This is a genomic window from Enterobacter cloacae complex sp. HYC042_NIDB (assembly GCF_056673315.1).
Genome location: NZ_CP109650.1, coordinates 3658876 through 3682888, shown reverse-complemented (window position 1 = coordinate 3682888; position 24013 = coordinate 3658876). Strand labels below are relative to the sequence as shown.

Here is a 24013-nt window from a genome sequence, read left to right as displayed (position 1 = left end):
ATAATTATCAATATTCGTTCCTGAAAAAAAACGAGAATGCGTTTTTATTTTAAGGAACGAGCAATGAAGAAAAATAAAAATCAGGGAGAGGGGCTTATTCCCGCGCTATCCCGGCGTCATTTTATTCAGGCAGGGTCGGCGCTCGCCGCCCTTCCTTTTGTAGCGACAACAGGTAAAGCACAGGCACAGAGTACGGCGGCAACACACGCGACGCCTGAAGAAAAAGTGGTGCAAACCTGCAGCACGTTTGACTGCGGCGGTAAATGTGATATTCGCGCTCACGTTAGTGAGGGCGTTGTTACCCGAATTTCAACGCGTCCGGACAATGCGTTAGATCCGCAGATGCCGATAATGCGCGCCTGCGTTCGTGGCCGCGCTTATCGGAAATTTGTTTATCATCCCGATCGGCTTAAATATCCAATGAAACGCGTGGGTAAACGTGGCGAAGGAAAATTCGAGCGTATTACCTGGGATGAAGCCACCACGCTTATTGCGAATCAATTAAAAACGATTACACAAAAATACGGCGCTGCCTCACGCTATGTGCATGTGGGCACTGCGGTATCCGGCGGAACGTTTTCCGGCGATAAAATGGTTCGTCGTCTGCTCAACTTAACCGGCGGCTATCTTGAAAGCTATCACTCGGTCAGTATGGGCAACACGGCGGCAGCCACGCCGTATACCTACGGCACCGCCGCCAGCGGCAGCTCTCTGGACACGCTGCTGGATACCAAACTGGTCATCCTCTGGGGGCATAACCCGACGGAGACGATCTTTGGTCACAGCAACTACTTCTATCAGAAGATGAAGCAAAACGGCACGCGCTTTATCGTTGTCGATCCGCGCTATTCCGATACGGTTTCCTCCCTGGCTGACCAGTGGATCCCGCTGCTTCCCACAACAGACAACGCCCTGATGGACGCCATGATGTACACGATCGTCACGGAGAATCTGCACGATCGCGACTTCATTCAGCGCTATACCCTGGGCTTTGACGAAGCATCCATGCCGGAAGGCGTTCCGGCCAATGAATCCCTGATGGCTTATCTGAGCGGCGCAAAAGATGGCGTGGCGAAAACGCCCGAGTGGGCAGAGAAAATCACCCACGTGCCTGCGCAGACCATTCGTCAGCTGGCGCGCGACTACGCAACCACCAAACCCGCCGCGCTGATCCAGGGCTGGGGACCGCAGCGCCATAACTGCGGCGAGCGCACCGCGCGCGGCTCGACGTTACTGGCAACGCTGACGGGTAACGTTGGGGTGAAGGGCGGCTGGGCGGCAGGCTATGGCGGCTGCGCTAATCGTAAATTTGCTGCCGGGCCGGAGATGCCGGATAACCCGGTAAAAGCCAAAATATCGGTGATGAACTGGGTGCAGGCCGCCGATGATGCTTCTAAGGTAACGGCGGAAGACGGCCTGAAGGATGCAGAGAAGCTGGACAGTAATATCCGCATCCTCTTCTCGCTGGCGGGAAATTATCTGGCTAACCAGAACCCGGATCTGCATCAGGCGACGCGCGTGCTGGAAGACGAGTCGAAAATCGAGTTTATCGTCGCAAGCGATCTGTTTATGACGCCGAGCGCCCGATACGCCGATCTTCTCCTGCCGGAAACCAGCTTTATGGAACGCTGGAATATCGGCGAAACCTGGGGCACGGCAAGCTATCTGATCCTGTCGGAAAAGCTGATTGAACCTGAATTCGAACGCCGTTCAGACTACGACTGGCTGCGGGAAGTTGCTGCTAAGCTTGGCGTCGAACCTGCATTCAGCGAGGGCCGTGACGAAAAAGCGTGGATTGAGCACATCTGGGAGCAGACGCGGCTCTCCATGCCAGATGAAAACCTGCCGGACTTCGCGACGCTACAAAAGACGCGCCAGCATCTTTTCAAAAGCGCGCCGTTCGTCGCTTTTGAAGACAATATTCGCGATCCGCAAAATCATCCGTTCCCGACGCCGTCCGGGAAAATTGAGATCTTCTCGAAGCGTCTGTACGACATGCACCATCCGGAGATTCCGGCGCTGTCGCACTACGTGCCCGCCCACGAAGGGCCGGAAGACGAACTGGCGAAAACCTTCCCGCTGCAGCTGATCACCTGGAAAGGCAAAAACCGTGCTAACTCAACCCAGTACGCCAACCCGTGGCTGATTGAGGCGCAGCAGCAAAAGCTGTGGATCAACCCGCAGGACGCGCAAAAGCGCGGCATTTCCCAGGGGGATACCGTGCGCATTCATAACGCGCGCGGCATTTGTGAAATTCCGGCTGAGGTCACGCCGCGCATCATTCCGGGCGTTGTTGCCATGCAGGCAGGCGCCTGGTGGCAGCCGGACGAACAGGGCGTCGATAAAGGCGGCTGCGCGAACGTGCTTAGCTCTGCCCGTATTACCGCGCTTGCGAAAGGGAATTCCCATCAAACCATGCTGGTGGAGGTAGCTAAAGCATGAGTCAGTTTAAACACTACGCGCCGGTGAGCGATAAACAGCTGGGTTTCTATATTGACTCTTCCCGCTGCTCGGGCTGCAAGGCATGCCAGGTGGCGTGCAAAGACAAAAACAACCTTGAGGTCGGACGTCGTTTCCGTCGCGTATACGAAGTCAACGGCGGGAATTTCATCCCAACCGGGCAGGGCGGCGTTAGCAACAACGTTTTTGCCTACACGCTCTCTATTTCCTGTAACCACTGTGCGGACCCGATCTGCACCAAAAACTGCCCGACCACCGCAATGCACAAGCGTCCGGGCGACGGCATCGTGCGCGTCGATACGGACAAGTGCGTTGGCTGCGGCTACTGCGCGTGGTCTTGCCCTTACGGCGCGCCACAGCTCAACGAGCAGACCGGGCAGATGTCCAAATGCGATTTTTGCGTGGATCTGCAGGCGAAGGGCGAGCAGCCCGTCTGCGTGGCAACCTGTCCGCTTGAGGCGATCAAATTTGGGCCTATTGATGAACTTCGGGCGAAATACGGTGCGGTATGCGATGTGAAGGGCTTGCCTGATTCCTCGATTACAAAACCGAACCTGGTGATCAAAGCGCATCAGGGCGCAGAGAAAGAGGGGAAACGTCATGCATGAGTTACCGCTGCTGATTTTTACGCTGTTCCTGCAGGGATCGGTTGGCGTGACGCTCTGGCTGGCGTTCGGGGGAGCGCATACTACACCGCGTAGCGCGCTGCTGCCTGCCGCTGGGGCGTTTGTGCTGGCGAGCCTGGGGCTGCTCGCCTCAGCGCTGCATATGGGCTATCCGCTCAACGCCCTGAACGCGCTACGCCACGTTTCCAGCTCGTGGCTGAGCCGCGAGATTATCTTCGCCAGCCTTTACCTGGCGGCGCTTGGCCTCGCCGTGCTGCTGATGTTTTCCAATAAGCCAGGCTGGAAGCTGCTTTTGGCCGTGGCGGGTCTTGTCGGGCTGGTGGACGTGTTCTGCATGGCACAAATCTACATGCACGCGTCCGTAGTGACCTGGAAGCACATTAACACGCTGGTACTGTTTATCGGCTCGGTGGGTATCATCGGTTCAGCCTGCATGGCAAATGGGATGCGTTCCCAGACCACCTTGCGTGCGGCGGTTGTCATTATCACGCTGGTGGTGCTTGTGCGTCTGGTGATGCAGCCCGTCTGGCTGGCAGACATCACTGCCATGGACAATACCGTGGTGACGTTCCCTCACGCACCGCTACGGATGCTCGAACAGCTGCGCGCGGTACATCTGCTGAGCTGGTGCGTGTCCGTTGCAGGTATGCTCTGCTTTGCTGCGGGCGGCCTGAAAGCGGCGCGCGGCACGCTGCTGCTGGGCAGCGCCTTGCTGATTGCGGGTGAGCTGATGCTGCGCTTCGTTTTCTTCAGTATTGGCTGATGGGCAGATTGACGTTTGCCCCGGCGATGGACGTGACGCATGCGTGCGTCCGTCGCCGTTTTCGCCACGCTTCCTGCTGCGCCTGCGCGGACGTTTGTCCAGCGCAGGCTTTTTCTTTTACGGAAACCGGCGTCTCGGTTGATGAAAATCGCTGTATTGAATGCGGTGACTGCCTGTTCGTCTGCCCCTCCGGGGCCATTACCGGCATCGCGCCGCGAAAACGATTTCTGCGTGGAGATACCCTTGTTGGGCCTTTTACTGAACGCGCACCTGGGGTGAATGAGCTGCTGCTGTGGCACGCGCAACGCCAGGTTCGTTTTATCAGTATCGACGCAGAGCAATACCCTGACTGGCTGCTGGCGCTTGCCCGGCTTAATCTTGCGCTTCGTCGCCGTGGTGAAGCGGAGTGGGGGTTTAAGCTCATACCGAGCGGCGAGGTGAATATCGCTCGTCGTGCGCTGATGCACGTTCCCCGCGAGGATGTAAAAGCCTGTCGCGTTTCCCCGGGGCCGCGGGAGCTGCGCAGGGCATTCTCGACGTTTAGCGAGTCAGATATCGCACTCGATATTAATAAGTGCGTGCTGTGTGGTGCATGCTGGAGAAGCTGCCCGGAAAACGCGATTCGGTTTGAGAACGCCGCGCTGGTGGTGGAGACCGGGCGCTGTACCGGCTGCGGTGGCTGTGAGGCAGTATGTCAGCACGAGGCCATAAACGTCGTAGAAACAGATGGACCGGCAAAAAACGTGGCCACTCCCGCATATAAAGCAGTTTGCCTGACGTGCCAGCGCCAGTTCTGGTCATTTACGCCTGATGAAAAGCAGTGCCCGCTCTGTTTACGCCATCAACACGGTATGCGAAATCCGGCCTGTTGCTAATCTTCGTCTCATTTTAAAAAAATGTTATGCAGAACCATAGGCAATGGCGCTATTGCTCTTTATAATCCGCGCCACACCATACTCAGGTATGCAAAACAACAGAACATTTTACAGAGGTTATCATGGCTATTGAACGTACTTTTTCCATCATCAAACCAAACGCGGTGGCAAAAAACGTTATTGGCAGCATCTTCGCTCGCTTTGAATCAGCAGGGTTTAAGATCGTTGGCACCAAAATGCTGCACCTGACCGTTGAGCAGGCTCGCGGTTTCTACGCTGAGCACGAAGGTCGTCCATTCTTTGACGGCCTGGTGGAGTTCATGACCTCCGGTCCAATCGTGGTCTCCGTGCTGGAAGGCGAAAACGCAGTACAGCGTCACCGCGATCTGCTGGGTGCAACCAACCCGGACAACGCGCTGGCAGGTACCCTGCGCGCTGACTACGCGGACAGCTTCACCGAGAACGGCACCCACGGTTCCGACTCCGTTGAGTCTGCCGCACGCGAAATCGCGTTCTTCTTCGCTGAAGGCGAAGTGTGCCCGCGCACTCGCTAATAATTTCGTAAATGCCGCGTGCAAACGTGGCATCCCTGCGCCAGACTTTGTACAATGCAACGCCCCGGACGAGCAGACTGCTTACCGGGGCGTTTCTTTTCAACCCACCAAGGGCCACAACGTGTAACAACGAGGCCGGAAAAAATTATGTCTGAACTAGTGAATACCTCCGAAGTCGCCATTCCTGCGGTTCCCAATAAAAATGGAAAAATTAACCTGCTGGACCTGAACCGTCAGCAGATGCGCGAGTTCTTTAAAGATATGGGTGAGAAGCCGTTTCGTGCCGATCAGGTAATGAAATGGATGTACCACTACTGCAGCGACAACTTTGATGAGATGACCGACATCAACAAAGTGCTGCGCAACAAGCTCAAAGAAGTGGCTGAAATCCGCGCGCCGGAAGTGGTGGAAGAGCAGCGCTCGGCAGACGGCACCATCAAATGGGCGATTGCCGTAGGCGATCAGCGCGTTGAAACCGTCTACATCCCGGAAGACGATCGTGCCACGCTGTGCGTTTCTTCTCAGGTGGGCTGTGCGCTGGAGTGCAAATTCTGCTCTACGGCTCAGCAAGGTTTTAACCGTAACCTTCGCGTGTCTGAAATCATCGGTCAGGTCTGGCGTGCCGCGAAGATCGTGGGTGCGGCAAAAGTGACCGGCACGCGTCCGATCACCAACGTGGTAATGATGGGGATGGGCGAACCGCTGCTGAACCTGACCAACGTGGTGCCGGCGATGGAAATCATGCTGGATGACTTCGGTTTTGGCCTGTCCAAGCGCCGCGTGACGCTGTCTACCTCAGGCGTTGTGCCTGCGCTGGATAAGCTCGGCGACATGATTGACGTTGCGCTGGCTATCTCCCTGCACGCGCCAAACGATGAAATTCGTGACGAAATTGTACCGATTAACAAAAAGTACAATATCGAAACCTTCCTCGCTGCCGTGCGTCGCTACCTGGAGAAATCCAACGCAAACCAGGGCCGCGTCACCATCGAGTACGTGATGCTGGACCACGTCAACGACGGTACTGAGCACGCGCATCAGCTGGCTGAACTGCTGAAGGATACGCCATGCAAAATCAACCTGATCCCATGGAACCCGTTCCCGGGCGCGCCGTATGGCCGTAGCTCGAACAGCCGTATCGACCGTTTCTCCAAGGTGCTGATGGAGTATGGTTTCACCACCATCGTGCGTAAAACCCGCGGTGATGATATTGATGCTGCATGCGGACAGTTGGCCGGTGACGTCATTGACCGTACCAAACGTACCCTGCGTAAACGCATGCAGGGCGAGACCATTGCGGTTAAAGCTGTTTGATTATTATGCATCACGGCGCATTATCTACGCTGTGATGCATAATCTGACTGAATAATCAGTCAGATTCGTGACGTTTGATTAATAATTACGGTGCGTTTCATATGAGTTTCGGGCAGTATGTAACGACGTAACAACAGTTTAGCCACGCGGGCAGAGCTGCACTGTCATCTACCGGCTGACAGTCTTATACTGTCTGTTCAAGGTTAACTGACCTGAAGTTTCGCGGTGCGGGCGGCATTGTGACTCACCGGCACCTGAACCCTTTTTTTCACGTACCAGTAGTTGTAGCGAATGAATACTGAAGCCACTCACGACCAACATGAAGCACTCTCCACTGGCGTTCGTCTTCGCAACGCCCGTGAACAACTCGGACTCAGCCAGCAAGCTGTTGCAGAACGCTTGTGCCTGAAAGTTTCCACGGTTCGCGATATTGAAGAAGATAAGGCGCCTGCCGATCTGGCTTCAACATTTCTGCGCGGCTATATCCGCTCTTACGCAAAACTGGTGCACATCCCCGAAAATGAATTACTGCCAATGATGGAGAAGCAGGCACCGGTTCGTGCAGCAAAAGTTGCCCCGATGCAAACTTTCTCCCTGGGGAAACGTCGTAAAAAACGTGATGGCTGGCTGATGAGCTTTACCTGGCTGGTGCTGTTTGTTGTTGTCGGCCTGACCGGCGCATGGTGGTGGCAAAACCACAAGGCGCAGCAGGAAGAGATCACCACGATGGCCGATCAATCCTCCGCTGAACTCAATCAGGCGAGCAATGGTGGTGCCCAGAGCGTTCCGCTTAACACCGACGGTGCGGCGGCCTCAAGCGAGCCGCAAACAACGGCTCCGGCAACCGATGCAGCACAGGCTCCGGCCGCAACGGCGAACACCGCTGCGCCTCAGGCTCAGGATCAAAACGCGGTCGTCGCCCCTTCTCAGGCAAATGTCGATACTGCGGCGAACGTCCCTGCAGCGACTCAGCCGGCGAACAACGCCGCGGCGTCCCTGCCGACCGACCCGGCGGCAACCGCCGCGCCAGCCGCCGATCCAAATGCGCTGGTGATGAACTTCACGGCTGACTGTTGGCTGGAAGTGACTGACGCGACAGGTAAAAAACTGTTCAGCGGCCTGCAGCGGAAAGATGGCACGTTAAACCTAACGGGTCAGGCACCTTACAAACTTAAAATCGGCGCTCCGGCAGCGGTACAGATCCAGTATCAAGGAAAACCTGTCGACCTGAGCCGCTTTATCAGAACTAACCAGGTTGCACGTCTTACCGTTAATGCCGAACAATCAGCAGCACAGTAACAGACGGGCAACGCGGGAGATTTTTCATGCATAACCAGGCTCCGATTCAACGTAGAAAATCGAAACGGATTTACGTTGGGAATGTGCCAGTCGGCGATGGGGCACCTATCGCCGTCCAGTCGATGACCAATACGCGCACCACGGATGTGGAAGCAACGGTCAACCAAATCAAAGCATTAGAGCGTGTAGGTGCGGACATTGTCCGCGTCTCAGTGCCCACGATGGATGCCGCTGAGGCGTTCAAGCTGATCAAACAGCAGGTCAGCGTGCCGCTGGTTGCAGATATCCACTTCGACTACCGTATCGCGCTGAAAGTTGCTGAATACGGCGTTGATTGCCTGCGTATTAACCCGGGCAACATCGGCAATGAAGAACGCATTCGCATGGTGGTTGACTGCGCCCGCGACAAAAACATTCCAATCCGTATCGGCGTAAACGCCGGCTCTCTGGAAAAAGATCTGCAGGAAAAATATGGCGAGCCAACGCCGCAGGCGCTGCTCGAATCCGCCATGCGTCACGTCGATCATCTGGATCGTCTTAACTTCGATCAGTTCAAGGTCAGCGTAAAAGCCTCTGACGTTTTCCTGGCCGTTGAATCGTATCGCCTGCTGGCAAAACAGATCGATCAGCCTCTGCATCTCGGGATCACCGAAGCGGGCGGCCTGCGTAGCGGTTCGGTGAAGTCTGCGATCGGCCTGGGCCTGCTGCTCTCCGAAGGGATCGGCGACACCCTGCGCGTCTCGCTGGCGGCGGATCCGGTAGAAGAGATCAAGGTCGGTTTCGATATTCTGAAATCGCTGCGTATCCGCTCGCGTGGGATCAACTTCATTGCCTGCCCAACCTGTTCGCGTCAGGAATTTGACGTGATCGGCACGGTGAATGCCCTGGAGCAGCGTCTGGAAGACATCATCACCCCGATGGACGTCTCCATCATCGGCTGTGTCGTGAATGGTCCGGGTGAAGCGCTGGTCTCAACCCTGGGCGTAACCGGCGGTAACAAGAAAAGTGGTCTCTATGAAGATGGCGTTCGTAAAGATCGTCTGGATAATAGTGACATGATTGACCAGCTTGAAGCCCGCATCCGCGCCAAAGCCGCGATGATGGACGAGACACAGCGAATCAGCGTTCAGCAGGTTGAAAAATAACGTGATGGGAAGCGTGCCGCTTCCCATGTATGATTGAACCCATTCTTTGGGTTTTTTTTGTATATAGAAAGAGAATAAACGTGGCAAAAAACATTCAAGCCATCCGCGGCATGAACGATTACCTGCCTGGCGAAACCGCCATCTGGCAGCGCATTGAAGGCACGCTGAAGCAGGTGCTCGGCAGCTACGGTTACAGCGAAATCCGTTTGCCGATTGTAGAGCAGACCCCGTTATTCAAACGCGCGATCGGTGAAGTGACCGACGTGGTTGAAAAAGAGATGTACACCTTTGAGGACCGCAACGGCGACAGCCTGACCCTGCGTCCGGAAGGTACGGCGGGCTGCGTACGCGCCGGCATCGAACATGGTCTTCTGTACAATCAGGAGCAGCGCCTGTGGTATATCGGCCCGATGTTCCGCCACGAACGTCCGCAGAAAGGTCGTTATCGCCAGTTTAACCAGCTGGGTGTGGAAGTCTTTGGCCTGCAGGGCCCGGACATCGATGCCGAACTGATTATGCTGACCGCTCGCTGGTGGCGCGCCCTCGGTATCTCTGAGCACGTTTCGCTGGAACTGAACTCAATCGGTTCTCTTGAAGCGCGCGCTAACTACCGCGATGCGCTGGTGGCTTTCCTGGAGCAGCATAAAGAGAAGCTGGACGAAGACTGCAAACGTCGCATGTACAGCAACCCGCTGCGCGTGCTGGATTCCAAAAACCCTGATGTTCAGGCGCTGCTGAACGATGCCCCTGCGCTGGGTGACTACCTGGACGACGAGTCTCGCGAACACTTTACCGGCCTGTGCAAGCTGCTCGAAGCGGCGGGCATTGCCTACACAGTGAACCAGCGTCTGGTGCGCGGTCTGGACTACTACAACCGCACCGTATTTGAGTGGGTAACCACCAGCCTCGGTTCTCAGGGCACCGTGTGTGCCGGCGGCCGTTATGACGGTCTGGTTGAGCAACTGGGTGGTCGTGCGGCGCCTGCGGTTGGCTTCGCGATGGGTCTTGAGCGACTTGTTTTGCTGGTTCAGGCAGTTAATCCGGAATTTAAAGCAGATTCCGTTGTCGATATATACCTGGTGGCTTCAGGCGCGGAAACGCAGTCTGCGGCGATGCAGCTTGCCGAACGCGTGCGCGATGCGCTGCCGGGCGTTAAGCTGATGACCAACCATGGCGGCGGCAACTTCAAAAAACAGTTTGCTCGTGCCGATAAGTGGGGCGCAAGTATTGCACTGGTGCTGGGCGAGTCCGAAGTGGCTAACGGCGAAGTGGTAGTAAAAGACCTGCGCTCTGGTGAGCAGACAACGGTAACGCAGGACGGCGTTGCGGCGCACTTGCGCACTCTATTGGGCTAAGGAGAAAGACGGCGTGGAAATGTACGAGAACGAACACGATCAGGTCGACGCGATTAAACGCTTCTTTGCTGAAAACGGCAAAGCGCTGGTTGTTGGGGTTATTTTAGGTGTGGGTGCGCTGGTGGGCTGGCGTTACTGGAACAACCATCAGGCGGATTCCGCGCGCGGCGCGTCCCTGTCCTATGAAAATACCGTTAGCGCGATTCGTGCCGACCAGCCGCAAACGCTGGCTGCGGCAGAGAAATTTGCCGCTGACAACAAAAACACCTACGGTGCACTGGCAGCGCTGGAAGTGGCTCAGCAGTACGTTGATAAAAACGAACTGGATAAAGCCGCTGCTCAGCTGTCTCAGGGCCTTGCTGCTGCCAGCGATGAAAACCTGAAAGCGGTGATCAATCTGCGCCTGGCACGTATTCAGGTTCAGCAGAAAAAAGCTGACGACGCGCTGAAAACGCTCGATACCATCAAAGGCGAAGGTTTTGCTGCCATCGTTGCCGATCTGCGCGGTGAAGCACTGCTGAGCAAAGGTGACAAAGCGGGCGCGCGTAAAGCGTGGCAAGCTGGCGTAGAGAGCAAAGCGTCACCTGCGCTGAGCGAAATGATGCAGATGAAAATAAATAATTTGTCCGTCTGAGAGGGACCCGATGCAATTGCGTAAATTACTTCTGCCAGGACTGCTTTCTGTTACGTTATTAAGTGGTTGTTCACTGTTCAGTGGCGAAGAAGACGTTGTGAAAATGTCCCCACTGCCGACGGTTGAAAACCAGTTTACCCCATCCACCGCGTGGGATGTCTCCGTGGGCAGCGGGATTGGTGATTTCTATTCCAACCTTCATCCTGCGTATGCAGACAGCGTTGTCTATGCCGCTGACCGCAAAGGTACCGTGAAAGCGGTGAACGCCGATGACGGGAAAGAGGTCTGGTCCGTTAACCTGGCGGAAAAAGACGGCTGGTTCTCCCGTAAACCTGCACTGCTGTCTGGCGGCCTGACCGTTTCCGGTGGGCATGTCTACGTGGGCAGCGAAAAAGCGCAGGTTTACGCGCTGAATGCCAGCGATGGTTCTGTTGCATGGCAGACCGCCGTAGCCGGTGAATCCTTGTCACGTCCGGTCGTGAGCGACGGGCTGGTGCTGATCCATACCAGCAACGGCCAGCTGCAGGCGCTGAACGAAGCGGACGGTCTGGTGAAATGGACCGTTAACCTGGATATGCCTGCGCTCTCTCTGCGCGGTGAATCCGCACCTGCAACCGCATTTGGCGCTGCCATTGTGGGCGGTGACAACGGTCGCGTGAGTGCCGTGCTGATGCAGCAGGGCCAGATGATCTGGCAGCAGCGTATCTCGCAGGCCACTGGCTCAACTGAAATCGACCGCCTGAGCGACGTAGACACTACTCCGGTTATCGTTGACGGTGTGGTTTACGCCCTGGCCTATAACGGCAACCTGACCGCGCTGGACCTGCGCAGCGGCCAGATCATGTGGAAACGTGAGCTGGGCTCTGTGAATGATTTCATCGTGGACGGTAACCGCATCTATATGGTTGACCAGAACGATCGCCTGCTGGCGCTGAGCACCGAAGGCGGCGTGACGCTGTGGACGCAAAGCGATCTGCTGCACCGTCTGCTGACCGCGCCAGTGCTGTACAACGGTAGCCTGGTGGTTGGCGACAGCGAAGGCTATATGCACTGGGTTGATCCAGAGAATGGCCGCTTCGTGGCGCAGCAGAAAGTGGACGGTTCAGGCTTCCTGACCGACCCGGTTGTGGCTGACGGCAAACTGCTGATTCAGGCAAAAGACGGCACGCTGTACGCGATCACGCGTTAATTACCCGGCGGTTGTAGTATACTAAACGGCTCCTGTTCACTCAGGAGCCGTTTTGACATTTTTAAAAACGCCGCGAATGCGACGTTTATTTGAATTTTATGAGGCTTCAAACATGGTACCTGTGGTCGCGCTTGTCGGGCGCCCTAACGTTGGAAAATCCACTCTTTTTAACCGTTTAACACGCACCCGTGATGCGCTGGTTGCGGATTTCCCGGGGCTGACGCGTGACCGTAAGTACGGTCGTGCAGAGGTGGAAGGACGCGAGTTCATCTGTATTGATACCGGCGGTATTGATGGCACAGAAGACGGCGTTGAAACCCGCATGGCGGAACAGTCCTTGCTGGCGATTGAAGAAGCGGATGTCGTGCTGTTCATGGTAGATGCGCGCGCTGGCCTGATGCCGGCGGACTCCGCAATCGCTAAGCACCTGCGTTCTCGCGAAAAGCCAACTTTCCTGGTGGCGAACAAAACTGACGGCATCGATGCCGATCAGGCTATCGCGGACTTCTGGTCTCTGGGCATGGGGGATATCCACCCGATTGCGGCATCGCATGGCCGCGGTGTGACCAGCCTGCTGGAAACCGTTCTGCTGCCATGGGTGGACGAAGTGAACCCGCCGGAAGAGGTGGACGAAGACGCCGCATACTGGGCGCAGTTCGAAGACGGTGAAGAGGGCGAAGAAGAAGAGCCTGAGGATGACTTCAACCCGCAGGATCTGCCGATCAAGCTGGCTATCGTCGGTCGTCCAAACGTAGGTAAGTCTACGCTTACTAACCGTATTCTGGGTGAAGAGCGCGTGGTGGTTTACGACATGCCGGGCACTACGCGTGACAGCATCTACATCCCGATGCAGCGCGATGAACGTGAGTATGTCCTCATCGACACCGCCGGTGTACGTAAGCGCGGAAAAATCACCGACGTGGTGGAAAAATTCTCCGTTATCAAAACCCTGCAGGCGATTGAAGATGCCAACGTGGTGCTGCTGGTCATCGACGCGCGCGAAGGTATCTCCGATCAGGATCTCTCTCTGCTCGGCTTTATCCTCAATAGTGGGCGCTCACTGGTCATCGTAGTCAACAAGTGGGACGGCCTGAGCAATGAAGTGCGTGAGCAGGTGAAAGAGACCCTGGACTTCCGTCTGGGCTTTATCGACTTTGCCCGCGTGCACTTTATCTCTGCGCTGCACGGCAGCGGCGTCGGTAACCTGTTCGAATCCGTGCGTGAAGCCTACGACAGCTCCACCCGTCGTCAGAGCACCGCCATGCTGACCCGTATCATGAATATGGCAGCGGAAGACCACCAGCCGCCGCTGGTGCGCGGTCGTCGCGTGAAGCTGAAATATGCCCACGCCGGTGGCTATAACCCGCCAATCGTGGTGATTCACGGCAACCAGGTGAAAGACCTGCCGGATTCCTACAAGCGCTACCTGATGAACTACTTCCGTAAATCGCTGGACGTGATGGGCACGCCTATTCGTATCCAGTTTAAGGAAGGGGAAAACCCGTTCGCCAACAAGCGCAACACCCTGACGCCGAACCAGATGCGTAAGCGTAAGCGTTTGATTAAGCACATTAAGAAAAGTAAATAATCATTGCCGATCTCACTAAGGCCCGCGTTTATCGCGGGTTTTTTTGGCCCAATCATACCGTCGGTTCTCTCTGTGTGAAGTCAATCACTATTCACTCCCAACCATCTTTAAATCCAGAAAAGTAGACAATCGTCGAATTTTCATCTTAAAGTCCCTGGTCCGGTACTAGACAAAACTAGAGACTGGTTATCAAATGGTTAACTAACTTTTCGCCGCATGTAAAAAATCGGTCAGATACGTAACTGGCCGGCGTACCTGCTGGTGTTTACAAGCACGACACATACCTTTCGGGAGAATTATGCAATCCTCTGTTAATCACAAAGAGAGCCGAACCTTCTTCGGCCATCCTTATCCGCTCGGTTCGCTGTTCTTTACCGAGATGTGGGAGCGTTTCTCGTTCTACGGCATTCGCCCGCTGCTGATCCTGTTTATGGCCGCCACCGTCTATGACGGCGGGATGGGCCTGGCGCGTGAAAACGCCTCGGCGATTGTCGGTATTTTTGCCGGTACCATGTACCTGGCCGCGCTGCCGGGCGGCTGGCTGGCGGATAACTGGCTCGGCCAGCAGAGAGCCGTCTGGTACGGTTCGATTCTGATCGCGCTCGGCCACCTGTCGATTGCGCTGTCGGCTATCATGGGCAACAACCTGTTCTTTATCGGCCTGATGTTCATCGTGCTCGGCTCTGGCCTGTTCAAAACCTGTATCTCGGTGATGGTCGGCACCCTGTATAAAAAAGGCGATGCGCGTCGTGACGGCGGTTTCTCGCTGTTCTACATGGGCATTAATATGGGCTCGTTCATCGCCCCGCTGATTTCCGGCTGGCTGATAAAAACCCACGGCTGGCACTGGGGCTTTGGTATTGGCGGCATCGGGATGCTGGTGGCGCTGATTATCTTCCGCGTGTTTGCGGTTCCGGCGATGAAGCGCTACGACAGCGAAGTCGGTCTGGACTCGACATGGAACAGCCCGGTGGTGAAGCGCAACGGCGTGGGCGTCTGGCTGCTGGCGCTGGCGGCAGGCGTGGCAACGCTCGTGACGCTGATCGCGCAGGGCGTGATTGTCATTAACCCGGTCGCGGTAGCCAGCGTGCTGGTCTACGTAATTGCGGCGTCCGTTGCTCTCTACTTTATCTACCTGTTCATCTTCGCGGGCCTGAACCGCAAAGAGCGCGCCAGGCTGCTGGTCTGCTTTATTCTACTGGTCTCCGCCGCGTTCTTCTGGTCCGCGTTTGAGCAGAAGCCAACCTCGTTCAACCTGTTTGCCAACGACTACACTAACCGCATGATCGGTGATTTTGAAATTCCGGCGGTATGGTTCCAGTCGATCAACGCCCTGTTCATCATCCTGCTGGCCCCGGTGTTCAGCTGGGCATGGCCAAAGCTCGCGAGCATGAACATTCGCCCGAGCAGCATCACCAAGTTTGTTATCGGTATTCTGTGTGCGGCAGCGGGCTTTGGCCTGATGATGCTGGCGGCACAGAACGTGCTGAGCAACGGCGGGGCGGGCGTATCGCCGTTCTGGCTGGTGGGCAGTATCTTGATGCTGACGCTGGGTGAGCTGTGCCTGAGCCCGATCGGTCTGGCGACCATGACCCTGCTGGCGCCGGAGAGAATGCGCGGCCAGATGATGGGGCTGTGGTTCTGCGCCAGCGCGCTGGGTAACCTGGCGGCGGGCCTGATTGGCGGTCACGTGAAGGCCGACCAGCTGGATATGCTGCCGGATCTCTTCGCGCGCTGCTCCATCGCGCTGCTGATTTGTGCCGCAGTGCTGATCGTCCTCATTGTTCCGGTGCGCCGCATGCTGGAAAATGCGCAAACTAAACCGGCAGCTAGCGCCTCATAAACCTCAGTGTGCCGGGGCAGGCGTTATGCCCCGGCACTGTACTTCCTGAGGTGAAACCATGCAGTTAGGATTTGTTGGTCTTGGTGCGGTAGTGGAAACAGCGTATCTGCCCGCACTACGTAATCTGTTCGATGGCGCTGTTCGTTGTTTCGGTTTTGATGTTCTCCCCGCAAAGCACCCTGAAGGCGTTACGCGCTGCGCCTCGCTTGCGGCGCTTTTAGCCACCCCGCTGGATACCCTTTTTATTACCACCGCATCGCTGCACCACCTTGAGGTGCTTGAGCTGGCGATTGCCTCGCCGGTTCCGCGGATTGTGATTGAAAAACCGATTGTCGCCACGCTTCCTCAAATCGAAAAACTTAACACGCTGCTGGCAACGCCCGGCGTGGCGTCCCGCGTGCTGGCGCTCGACCACTGGATGGCGCGCATCGAAACGGTGAAGCGGTCGCTGGTCGGCCATGTATCTGACATTGCCAGAATCGAAGGTTTTTTGCAGGAGCCGAGCAGATATAACGCCGCAGGGGAACCCATCGCGCTCAATTTCGCGACCGGAGAACCGGATACCAGAACGCTTCGCCACCCGGACGGCGTGATTCTGGATATCGGAACGCACGTGCTGGTGATGCTGCGTGAAACGCTGTGCTATCTGGGCGGTCAGGACGATATGACGCTGCAGGTGGTAACGGCTAAAGACCGCCTGGGCCACGATATCGCAAAGGGTGACCTGACCACCGCGGAAGGCGAGGCGCACTTGCAGGGAACCATCAGCGGCGTGCCGGTGGATATCTGGCTTAATAAATACGCGGGACCCGCGGGCGGGCAAAAGGGCCTGCGTCTCTATTTACGCGACGGCCGCATTATCAACTACGACCGACGCGGCGCGGAAGATGTGCTGGAGCTAGTTAAAGGTAAGAATATTCAGCGCTGGTATATCCCCGGCACGATCTACGAACGCTGTCTTGCCGGTCATATTCTTGGCGCAAACAGTCTGTTTGAGCGCGATCCGCAGGAGGTGAGCCGCACAACGCGCCGCAGGATAGATGAGGTGGCGCTGCTGCTGACCTTGCAGCAACAGTTGCGTGGCCCGCACTGAAGACGTGGTAAAATTATCGCAGACCTGAACGCCCTGAAGGAGACACCATGACCATTACCTGCCCGGATTGCCAGGCACAGCTTGAACCCCTGAACGGGGCGGCGCACTGCGACAGCTGTACTAAAGATATTGCGCTCGAAGCCCGCTGCCCGGAGTGCCATCAGCCACTCCAGGCCTTAAAGGCCTGCGGGGCGGTGGACTATTTCTGCCAGAACGGCCACGGCTTAATTTCTAAAAAGCGCGTGGAGTTTGTTCCGGCCGAAGATTAATCGCACACGCAGTCTTCGCCTTTTTTCCACAGCTCGACCAGCGACTCGGGCGCTTCCTGCTCAGGTACCAGCACGATGATATCGGCGTAGTGCGCCTGATTTTGGCCGGTCCAGATAATCTGGATGCGGAAATAGCGCTGGTCACCGCTGCCGGGTGACGACGTCTGACCCGGCGGCTGCCCGCGTGGAAAGGCCTGCTCCAGGATGCTCACCAGGCGCTGGCGCTGGGCCTCATTAAGCGAGGAGAGCGCGATGGTACGCTGGCCGCTCAGCTTAGGAATAAAAGCGACGCCGCCTTCCCGGGCCAGCTCAACCACGGCGTCATCCGTCAGTTCCGGAACCTGCATTTACAGCACTCCCACCTGTTCCCAGGCCTGTTTTATCGCCGCCCCAACGTCGCTACCGGAGCGTTTCTCTCCGTGCGCTATCGTCAGTTTTGCGAAGGCATCAAAATCCGCATCCTGCGCCAGATTGCGATCGCAAACCGTGTCGTACCAGGCATAACCGGCTTTTTCCCAGGCGTAACCGCCGATCGCCGTCGCGGCCAGGTAAAACGCCCGGTTGGGGATGCCGGAGTTAAGATGGACGCCGCCGTTATCCTCGCGCGTTTTGATGAAATCTTTCATGTGCGCGGGCTGCGGGTCTTTGCCGAGCAGGGGATCGTCGTAGGCGGTGCCGGGTTCAGACATGGAGCGCAGCCCTTTGCCGTTAATGCCCGCGGCCAGCAGCCCTTCACCAATCAACCAGTCTGCTTTATCGGCGGTTTGCTTGAGATGGTACTGTTTCACCAGCGAACCAAACACGTCTGACAGGGACTCATTCAGTGCGCCTGACTGTTCGAAATAGATTAGCCCGGCTTCGGTCTCGGTGACGCCGTGGCTCAGCTCGTGCGCCACCACGTCGATGGCAATCGTAAAGCGGTTAAAGATCTCCCCGTCGCCGTCGCCAAACACCATCTGCTGACCGTTCCAGAAGGCGTTCTGATATTCCCGGCCATAGTGAACGGTGCCGGTCAAAATCAGCCCCTTATTATCGAGCGAATCGCGCTGATATTCTTTCCAGAAGAAATCATGGGTGATACCCAAATAATCGTACGCCTCGTCCACGGCCACATCGCCATTCGACGGCTGGCCTTCGTAACGCACCTGGGTACCCGGCAGCTCCTGGGTCTGTTTCGCATCGTAGATATCGCGCTCAAGCTGACCGGCTTTATTCACGTGCGGCGCGGCGGGTTTGCCCGGCATATGCGCCATCAGCGTCTGGACGTGGGTTAAGGTCTGACGGGCATAGCGCTGCTGCGGTTCGGAACCGCTTTCGATAATACGACGAAGAATATAAGGGGGAATAACGCTACGAAGATGGGACATGCTGCTCTCCTTATTAAAAAAGGGAATAGCAGCAGTATAGTAAGTAACCGGCGAAGAATTATCCGGTTTTGCGCTGACGCGTCTTTTTCACCGGTTTAATTGATTTCACTTCGCTTTCCACCCAGCCGTCAGACAGGCGGGTGGTAAGAACGTCACCGGTGTTCACCTGTTTGGTTTGCTTCAGCACTTTGCCGTCCGCTGCCGTCGTTACGCTATAGCCGCGCGCCAGCGTGGAGAGGGGGCTGACGGCTTCCAGATGGGTCACCGCGTTGCCAAAACGCTCACGTGTGGTGCTCAGGCGCGCCCGGAGAGTCTCCGCCAGACGATATTCCAGCTGCTGAATGCGCGTTTGCGCACGATAGATTTTCGGCTGCGGATTCTGCTGGTTCAGGCGCTGGGTCACACGCTGCTGGCGCGTCACCGCGCGCTTAAGCTGATTATCAAGCGCAAAGTTCATGCGCTGACGCAGGCGTTCCAGCACGGTCTGCTGACGCGCCAGACGAAGCTGTGGGTGCTGCTGCTGAAGACGGTGATGAAGCTGGGTAAAGCGGCGGGTACGGTTGGCAAGGAAGTAGTCCATCGCCATCTCAAGACGCTGCTGGCCGTTCTGAAGCTGACGCAGCAGCTCCAGCTGGTTACGGCTCACCACTTCCGCCGCCGCGGACGGGGTAGGTGCACGCAGATCCGCAACAAAATCCGCGATTGTCACGTCCGTTTCATGCCCGACGGCGCTCACCACGGGGATCTCGCTTGCAAAGATTGCCCGCGCCACGCGCTCGTCGTTAAAGCTCCACAGGTCTTCCAGCGAGCCGCCGCCGCGCCCGACGATCAGGACATCACACTCCTTACGCGCATTTGCCAGTTCAATAGCGCGTACAATCTGGCCTGGCGCATCGTCACCCTGAACGGCGGTCGGGTAGATAATGACGGGCAGGGAAGGATCGCGACGCTTCAGTACGTGCAAAATGTCGTGCAGGGCGGCACCGGTTTTCGAGGTGATGACACCCACGCAGTGGGCAGGTGAGGGCAGCGGCTTTTTGAACTGTTGGTCGAAAAGTCCCTCTTCGGAGAGCTTCGCCTTTAACTGTTCATACTTTTGCTGCAGCAGGCCTTCGCCCGCGGGCTGCATGCTCTCGACGATAATCTGATAATCACCGCGCGGTTCATACAGGGTGATATTGGCGCGAACCAGAACCTGCTGGCCGTGCTGAGGACGAAACGTCACGCGACGGTTGCTGTTGCGGAACATCGCACAACGCACCTGGGCGGTATCGTCTTTTAAGGTAAAGTACCAGTGTCCGGAAGACGGCTGCGTGAAGTTTGAGATTTCACCGCTGATCCAGACCTGCCCCATTTCCTGCTCAAGCAGCAAACGCACCGTCTGATTAAGGCGGCTGACAGTATAAATTGAGGGGGATTGAGAGGATAACATGTGAGCGGGATCAAATTCTAAATCAGCAAGTTATTCAGTCGATAGTAACCTGCTGAGAGGCATTCGCAAGCATTTTTTCAAAAAAGTGTAGATGCAATCGGTTACGCTCTGTATAATGCCACGGCAATATTTAACCACCCAGGTCAGAGATATTGCCCATGCTACGTATCGCTAAAGAAGCACTGACGTTTGACGACGTCCTCCTCGTTCCCGCTCATTCCACCGTTCTGCCGAATACTGCCGACCTCAGCACGCAGTTGACGAAAACCATTCGTCTGAACATTCCTATGCTCTCCGCGGCAATGGACACCGTGACTGAAGCGCGCCTGGCTATCGCCCTGGCACAGGAAGGCGGCATTGGCTTTATCCACAAAAACATGTCTATCGAGCGTCAGGCGGAAGAAGTTCGCCGCGTGAAGAAGCATGAGTCCGGCATCGTGTCCGACCCTCAGACCGTTCTGCCAACCACTACCCTGCACGAAGTGAAAGCCCTGACCGAACGTAACGGCTTTGCCGGCTACCCGGTAGTGACCGAAGACAATGAACTGGTGGGCATCATCACCGGTCGTGACGTGCGCTTTGTGACTGACCTGAACCAGCCTGTCAGCGTCTACATGACGCCAAAAGAGCGTCTGGTGACCGTCCGCGAAGGCGAAACTCGCGACGTGGTGCTGGCGAAAATGCACGAAAAACGCGTTGAGAAAGCGCTGGTTGTGGATGCGAACTTCCACCTGCGCGGCATGATCACCGTTAAAGATTTCCAGAAAGCAGAACGTAAACCGAACGCCTGTAAAGACGAGCATGGCCGTCTGCGCGTCGGCGCTGCCGTAGGCGCGGGTGCAGGTAACGAAGAGCGCGTTGACGCGCTGGTGGCGGCGGGCGTTGACGTCCTGCTGATTGACTCCTCTCACGGCCACTCCGAAGGCGTGCTGCAGCGTATTCGCGACACCCGTGCAAAATACCCTGACCTGCAGATCATCGGCGGCAACGTGGCGACCGGCGCAGGCGCTCGCGCGCTGGCTGACGCCGGCTGCAGCGCGGTGAAAGTGGGTATCGGCCCTGGCTCTATCTGTACCACTCGTATCGTGACCGGCGTGGGCGTTCCGCAGATCACCGCGGTTTCTGACGCGGTTGAAGCGCTGGAAGGCACCGGTATTCCGGTTATCGCTGACGGCGGTATCCGCTTCTCTGGCGACATCGCTAAAGCCATCGCCGCGGGCGCTGCTGCCGTAATGGTTGGCTCCATGCTTGCTGGTACCGAAGAATCCCCGGGCGAAATCGAACTCTACCAGGGCCGTTCTTACAAATCTTACCGTGGGATGGGCTCCCTGGGCGCGATGTCCAAAGGTTCCTCTGACCGTTACTTCCAGACCGATAACGCTGCTGACAAACTGGTACCGGAAGGTATCGAAGGCCGCGTGGCCTATAAAGGCCGTCTGAAAGAGATCATTCACCAGCAGATGGGCGGCCTGCGTTCCTGTATGGGTCTGACCGGCTGTGGTACCATTGACCTGCTGCGTACCAAAGCGGAATTCGTACGTATCAGCGGTGCGGGTATCCAGGAGAGCCACGTTCACGACGTGACGATCACCAAAGAGTCCCCGAACTACCGTCTGGGCTCCTGATAAGTTTCCGCGCCCGGCTTCTGCCGGGCGCTTTGTTTTGTTTCACTTGCCTCGGAATTAGCGTCAATGACGGAAAACATTCATAAACATCGCATTCTCATCCTGGACTTCGGTTCTCAGTACACTCAGCTGGTGGCGCGTCGCGTGCGTGAACTGGGCGTTTACTGTGAGCTGTGGGCGTGGGATGTCACGGAAGCACAGATTCGCGAATTCAATCCAAGCGGCATCATCCTCTCCGGCGGCCCGGAAAGCACCACTGAAGAGAACAGCCCGCGCGCGCCGCAGTACGTGTTCGAAGCGGGCGTGCCGGTATTCGGCGTCTGCTACGGCATGCAGACCATGGCGATGCAGCTGGGCGGCCACGTAGAAGGCTCTAACGAACGTGAGTTCGGCTACGCGCAGGTTGAAGTTGTCACCGACAGCGCGCTGGTGCGCGGTATCGAAGACTCCCTGACCGCAGACGGCAAGCCGCTGCTGGACGTGTGGATGAGCCACGGCGACAAGGTTACCGCCATCCCGTCCGACTTCGTGACCGTTGCCAGCACCGAAAGCTGCCCGTTCGCCATCATGGCGAACGAAGAAAAACGCTTCTACGGCGTGCAGTTCCACCCGGAAGTGACCCACACCCGTCAGGGTATGCGCATGCTGGAGCGCTTCGTGCGTGACATCTGCCAGTGTGAAGCCCTGTGGACCCCGGCAAAAATCATCGACGACGCCGTTGAGCGTATCCGCCAGCAGGTTGGCGATGACAAAGTGATCCTCGGCCTCTCCGGCGGCGTGGACTCCTCCGTCACCGCGATGCTGCTGCACCGTGCCATCGGCAAAAACCTGACCTGCGTCTTCGTGGACAACGGTCTGCTGCGTCTGAACGAAGCGAAGCAGGTCATGGACATGTTCGGCGACCACTTCGGTCTGAACATCGTTCACGTGGAAGGCGAGCAGCGCTTCCTGGACGCGCTGAAAGGCGAGAACGATCCGGAAGCAAAACGTAAGATCATCGGCCGCGTCTTCGTGGAAGTGTTCGACGAAGAAGCGCTGAAGCTGGAAGACGTGAAGTGGCTGGCGCAGGGTACTATCTACCCTGACGTGATCGAGTCTGCGGCATCCGCTACCGGCAAAGCGCACGTCATCAAATCTCACCACAACGTGGGCGGCCTGCCGAAAGAGATGAAGATGGGTCTGGTTGAACCGCTGCGCGAGCTGTTCAAAGACGAAGTGCGTAAGATCGGTCTGGAACTGGGTCTGCCGTACGATATGCTCTACCGTCACCCGTTCCCGGGTCCGGGTCTCGGCGTGCGCGTGCTGGGCGAAGTGAAGAAAGAGTACTGCGACCTGCTGCGTCGCGCGGACGCGATCTTCATCGAAGAGCTGCACAAAGCTGATCTGTACAACAAGGTAAGCCAGGCGTTCACCGTGTTCCTGCCGGTTCGCTCCGTCGGGGTAATGGGCGATGGCCGTAAGTACGACTGGGTTGTTTCCCTGCGTGCGGTGGAAACCATCGACTTCATGACCGCGCACTGGGCGCACCTGCCGTATGACTTCTTAGGCCGCGTGTCTAACCGCATCATCAACGAAGTGAACGGTATTTCCCGCGTGGTGTATGACATCAGCGGTAAGCCACCGGCTACGATTGAGTGGGAATGATTTCCCTCTGAATTAACACCCAAACCCTCTGCCTGCGCAGGGGGTTTTTTATTGCCTTATTTCCCTTCGCCCAACCGATACGCCAGCGCCACCACCAGCGACTGCACCAGGCACAGCGTTGCCGACTGAGACCGAAACGCGTCCACCTGCGCCTCTTTCACCACAAAGCAGAGATCGCTGAACGTTGCCAGCGGGCTTATCTGACTGTCCGTAATCACGATCTGCCGGGCGCCGACGCTGGCGGCGGTTTCGCTGACCATCACCGTCTCTTCCGCGTACGGCGAGAAGCTGATCGACACCACGATGTCGCGCGCCTTAATGCGGCTGATTTGCTCGCGCAGCATCCCGCCCATGCCGTCGAGCAGGATAGGGCGGCACTCCAGGTGGCTCAGGGCGTAGGTGAGGTAGGCCGCGACGCTAAACGAGCGGCGCAGTCCGGCGATGTAGATAGTGTCGGCGTCGGCCAGCAGCTGTACCGCGCGCTCCAGCATTTCCGGCTCGGCGCGGGCGGCCAGCTGCTGTAGCGCCTGCGCGTTCGAGCGGGCGAACTCCTGCAGAATATCGAGCGGCGTTTCCGGCACGGCCTCGCTCTCCATTTCGCGGAACAGCCGCGCGCGATCACTGTAGCTGGCAGTCTCCTCCACCAGGTTCATGCGAAACAGCTGTTTCATTTCGTTGAAGCCGGTGAAGTCAAAGGCGTTGGCAAAGCGGATCAGCGTCGAAGGCGGCACGTCGGCGCGCTCGGCAATGACGGCAACCGTATCAAAGGCCACGCTGTTGGTGTTATCCAGCACGTAGCGGGAGACCTGCTGCAGCCTCTTGCTCAGGCTATCGTAGCGATCGCGGATTTGCTGCTGCAGTTCGTTCAGGCTGGTTGCTGTCGTCATGTTATCCCCCAAATACAGTCTGATGATTCTAAACGCAAAACCGCGTCTTTT

The 24013-nt window shown here is 56.9% G+C and carries 21 protein-coding genes; 17 read left to right on the top strand and 4 right to left on the bottom strand.

The genetic code is table 11. The features are described from left to right. The first annotated feature begins 63 nt into the window (after window positions 1–63). From OKF39_RS17590 to OKF39_RS17520, 15 genes are all read left to right on the top strand, one after another. Window positions 64–2442 (top strand): DMSO/selenate family reductase complex A subunit, encoded by a 2379-nt coding sequence (locus OKF39_RS17590; protein WP_479983202.1) that lies wholly within the window; start codon window positions 64–66, stop codon window positions 2440–2442. Beyond that, window positions 2439–3068: a DMSO/selenate family reductase complex B subunit gene (locus OKF39_RS17585; RefSeq protein ID WP_003860631.1), complete on the top strand. Its 630-nt coding sequence runs from the start codon at window positions 2439–2441 to the stop codon at window positions 3066–3068. The genes OKF39_RS17590 and OKF39_RS17585 overlap by 4 nt, the downstream gene beginning before the upstream one ends. After that, complete coding sequence (locus tag OKF39_RS17580) at window positions 3061–3849, top strand: dimethyl sulfoxide reductase anchor subunit family protein (RefSeq protein ID WP_479983201.1); 789 nt, start codon at window positions 3061–3063, stop codon at window positions 3847–3849. Before OKF39_RS17585 ends, OKF39_RS17580 begins: the two co-directional genes overlap by 8 nt. Then, window positions 3849–4724, top strand: coding sequence for a 4Fe-4S dicluster domain-containing protein (locus OKF39_RS17575; protein ID WP_182034994.1), 876 nt, complete (start codon window positions 3849–3851; stop codon window positions 4722–4724). The genes OKF39_RS17580 and OKF39_RS17575 overlap by 1 nt, the downstream gene beginning before the upstream one ends. A gap of 122 nt (window positions 4725–4846) precedes the next feature. Beyond that, complete coding sequence (ndk, locus tag OKF39_RS17570; protein ID WP_003860625.1) at window positions 4847–5278, top strand: nucleoside-diphosphate kinase; 432 nt, start codon at window positions 4847–4849, stop codon at window positions 5276–5278. Between the two features lie 147 nt (window positions 5279–5425). Further along, window positions 5426–6592 (top strand): dual-specificity RNA methyltransferase RlmN, encoded by a 1167-nt coding sequence (gene rlmN / locus OKF39_RS17565; protein WP_028014062.1) that lies wholly within the window; start codon window positions 5426–5428, stop codon window positions 6590–6592. Between the two features lie 291 nt (window positions 6593–6883). Beyond that, window positions 6884–7891 (top strand): cytoskeleton protein RodZ, encoded by a 1008-nt coding sequence (gene rodZ / locus OKF39_RS17560; RefSeq protein ID WP_047368095.1) that lies wholly within the window; start codon window positions 6884–6886, stop codon window positions 7889–7891. Between the two features lie 26 nt (window positions 7892–7917). Next, window positions 7918–9036, top strand: coding sequence for a flavodoxin-dependent (E)-4-hydroxy-3-methylbut-2-enyl-diphosphate synthase (gene ispG, locus OKF39_RS17555; protein WP_025757688.1), 1119 nt, complete (start codon window positions 7918–7920; stop codon window positions 9034–9036). 80 nt (window positions 9037–9116) lie between these two features. Beyond that, window positions 9117–10391 (top strand): histidine--tRNA ligase, encoded by a 1275-nt coding sequence (gene hisS, locus OKF39_RS17550; RefSeq protein WP_028014060.1) that lies wholly within the window; start codon window positions 9117–9119, stop codon window positions 10389–10391. A 13-nt stretch (window positions 10392–10404) separates the two neighbouring features. Further along, window positions 10405–11025 carry a YfgM family protein gene (locus tag OKF39_RS17545; protein ID WP_028014059.1) on the top strand — a complete coding sequence of 207 codons (621 nt, stop codon included), beginning with the start codon at window positions 10405–10407 and terminating at the stop codon, window positions 11023–11025. A gap of 10 nt (window positions 11026–11035) precedes the next feature. Beyond that, complete coding sequence (gene bamB / locus OKF39_RS17540; protein WP_028014058.1) at window positions 11036–12214, top strand: outer membrane protein assembly factor BamB; 1179 nt, start codon at window positions 11036–11038, stop codon at window positions 12212–12214. 112 nt (window positions 12215–12326) lie between these two features. Continuing rightward, the gene (der, locus tag OKF39_RS17535; protein ID WP_028014057.1) at window positions 12327–13802 is read left to right on the top strand and encodes a ribosome biogenesis GTPase Der; all 1476 of its coding nucleotides are present in this window, start codon (window positions 12327–12329) and stop codon (window positions 13800–13802) included. A 298-nt stretch (window positions 13803–14100) separates the two neighbouring features. Then, window positions 14101–15645 carry a peptide MFS transporter gene (locus OKF39_RS17530; RefSeq protein WP_045630992.1) on the top strand — a complete coding sequence of 515 codons (1545 nt, stop codon included), beginning with the start codon at window positions 14101–14103 and terminating at the stop codon, window positions 15643–15645. A 58-nt stretch (window positions 15646–15703) separates the two neighbouring features. After that, on the top strand, window positions 15704–16738 hold the full coding sequence (locus tag OKF39_RS17525; RefSeq protein WP_479983200.1) for a Gfo/Idh/MocA family oxidoreductase: 1035 nt from the start codon (window positions 15704–15706) through the stop codon (window positions 16736–16738). Between the two features lie 47 nt (window positions 16739–16785). Beyond that, entirely contained in the window at window positions 16786–17007 is a 222-nt protein-coding gene (locus OKF39_RS17520) for a zinc ribbon domain-containing protein (protein WP_479983199.1), read from the top strand. Here OKF39_RS17520 and OKF39_RS17515 read toward each other — a convergent pair. Genes OKF39_RS17515 through xseA form a run of 3 tightly spaced genes read right to left on the bottom strand, consistent with a single transcriptional unit; the run spans window position 17004 to window position 19806 of the window. After that, a complete protein-coding gene (locus tag OKF39_RS17515; RefSeq protein ID WP_028014053.1) occupies window positions 17004–17354 on the bottom strand; it encodes a protealysin inhibitor emfourin in 351 nt (116 codons plus the stop codon). The two genes, OKF39_RS17520 and OKF39_RS17515, sit on opposite strands and share 4 nt — an antisense overlap. Further along, window positions 17355–18374: a M4 family metallopeptidase gene (locus OKF39_RS17510; protein ID WP_028014052.1), complete on the bottom strand. Its 1020-nt coding sequence runs from the start codon at window positions 18372–18374 to the stop codon at window positions 17355–17357. Between the two features lie 58 nt (window positions 18375–18432). Then, window positions 18433–19806 carry an exodeoxyribonuclease VII large subunit gene (gene xseA, locus OKF39_RS17505; protein WP_047368089.1) on the bottom strand — a complete coding sequence of 458 codons (1374 nt, stop codon included), beginning with the start codon at window positions 19804–19806 and terminating at the stop codon, window positions 18433–18435. A 158-nt stretch (window positions 19807–19964) separates the two neighbouring features. Here xseA and guaB point away from each other — a divergent pair, with 158 nt between their 5' ends. After that, window positions 19965–21431 carry an IMP dehydrogenase gene (guaB, locus tag OKF39_RS17500; RefSeq protein ID WP_014884799.1) on the top strand — a complete coding sequence of 489 codons (1467 nt, stop codon included), beginning with the start codon at window positions 19965–19967 and terminating at the stop codon, window positions 21429–21431. Between the two features lie 66 nt (window positions 21432–21497). Beyond that, complete coding sequence (gene guaA, locus OKF39_RS17495) at window positions 21498–23075, top strand: glutamine-hydrolyzing GMP synthase (protein WP_003860599.1); 1578 nt, start codon at window positions 21498–21500, stop codon at window positions 23073–23075. Between the two features lie 56 nt (window positions 23076–23131). On the opposite strand, the gene OKF39_RS17490 is transcribed toward guaA, so the two are convergent. Further along, entirely contained in the window at window positions 23132–23962 is an 831-nt protein-coding gene (locus tag OKF39_RS17490; protein WP_008502123.1) for a MurR/RpiR family transcriptional regulator, read from the bottom strand. Window positions 23963–24013 lie beyond the last annotated feature (51 nt).

What these genes read in the sequence shown, in the direction of transcription:
- OKF39_RS17590 (WP_479983202.1), top strand. Translation starts at nt 64, where the DNA reads ATGAAGAAAAATAAAAATCAGGGAGAGGGGCTTATTCCCGCGCTATCC.
- OKF39_RS17520 (WP_479983199.1), top strand. Translation starts at nt 16,786, where the DNA reads ATGACCATTACCTGCCCGGATTGCCAGGCACAGCTTGAACCCCTGAAC.
- ispG (WP_025757688.1), top strand. Translation starts at nt 7,918, where the DNA reads ATGCATAACCAGGCTCCGATTCAACGTAGAAAATCGAAACGGATTTAC.
- OKF39_RS17490 (WP_008502123.1), bottom strand. Translation starts at nt 23,962, where the DNA reads ATGACGACAGCAACCAGCCTGAACGAACTGCAGCAGCAAATCCGCGAT.
- der (WP_028014057.1), top strand. Translation starts at nt 12,327, where the DNA reads ATGGTACCTGTGGTCGCGCTTGTCGGGCGCCCTAACGTTGGAAAATCC.
- OKF39_RS17525 (WP_479983200.1), top strand. Translation starts at nt 15,704, where the DNA reads ATGCAGTTAGGATTTGTTGGTCTTGGTGCGGTAGTGGAAACAGCGTAT.
- OKF39_RS17580 (WP_479983201.1), top strand. Translation starts at nt 3,061, where the DNA reads ATGCATGAGTTACCGCTGCTGATTTTTACGCTGTTCCTGCAGGGATCG.
- xseA (WP_047368089.1), bottom strand. Translation starts at nt 19,806, where the DNA reads ATGTTATCCTCTCAATCCCCCTCAATTTATACTGTCAGCCGCCTTAAT.
- rlmN (WP_028014062.1), top strand. Translation starts at nt 5,426, where the DNA reads ATGTCTGAACTAGTGAATACCTCCGAAGTCGCCATTCCTGCGGTTCCC.
- OKF39_RS17575 (WP_182034994.1), top strand. Translation starts at nt 3,849, where the DNA reads ATGGGCAGATTGACGTTTGCCCCGGCGATGGACGTGACGCATGCGTGC.
- bamB (WP_028014058.1), top strand. Translation starts at nt 11,036, where the DNA reads ATGCAATTGCGTAAATTACTTCTGCCAGGACTGCTTTCTGTTACGTTA.
- guaB (WP_014884799.1), top strand. Translation starts at nt 19,965, where the DNA reads ATGCTACGTATCGCTAAAGAAGCACTGACGTTTGACGACGTCCTCCTC.
- rodZ (WP_047368095.1), top strand. Translation starts at nt 6,884, where the DNA reads ATGAATACTGAAGCCACTCACGACCAACATGAAGCACTCTCCACTGGC.
- OKF39_RS17585 (WP_003860631.1), top strand. Translation starts at nt 2,439, where the DNA reads ATGAGTCAGTTTAAACACTACGCGCCGGTGAGCGATAAACAGCTGGGT.
- ndk (WP_003860625.1), top strand. Translation starts at nt 4,847, where the DNA reads ATGGCTATTGAACGTACTTTTTCCATCATCAAACCAAACGCGGTGGCA.
- OKF39_RS17510 (WP_028014052.1), bottom strand. Translation starts at nt 18,374, where the DNA reads ATGTCCCATCTTCGTAGCGTTATTCCCCCTTATATTCTTCGTCGTATT.
- OKF39_RS17515 (WP_028014053.1), bottom strand. Translation starts at nt 17,354, where the DNA reads ATGCAGGTTCCGGAACTGACGGATGACGCCGTGGTTGAGCTGGCCCGG.
- OKF39_RS17530 (WP_045630992.1), top strand. Translation starts at nt 14,101, where the DNA reads ATGCAATCCTCTGTTAATCACAAAGAGAGCCGAACCTTCTTCGGCCAT.
- guaA (WP_003860599.1), top strand. Translation starts at nt 21,498, where the DNA reads ATGACGGAAAACATTCATAAACATCGCATTCTCATCCTGGACTTCGGT.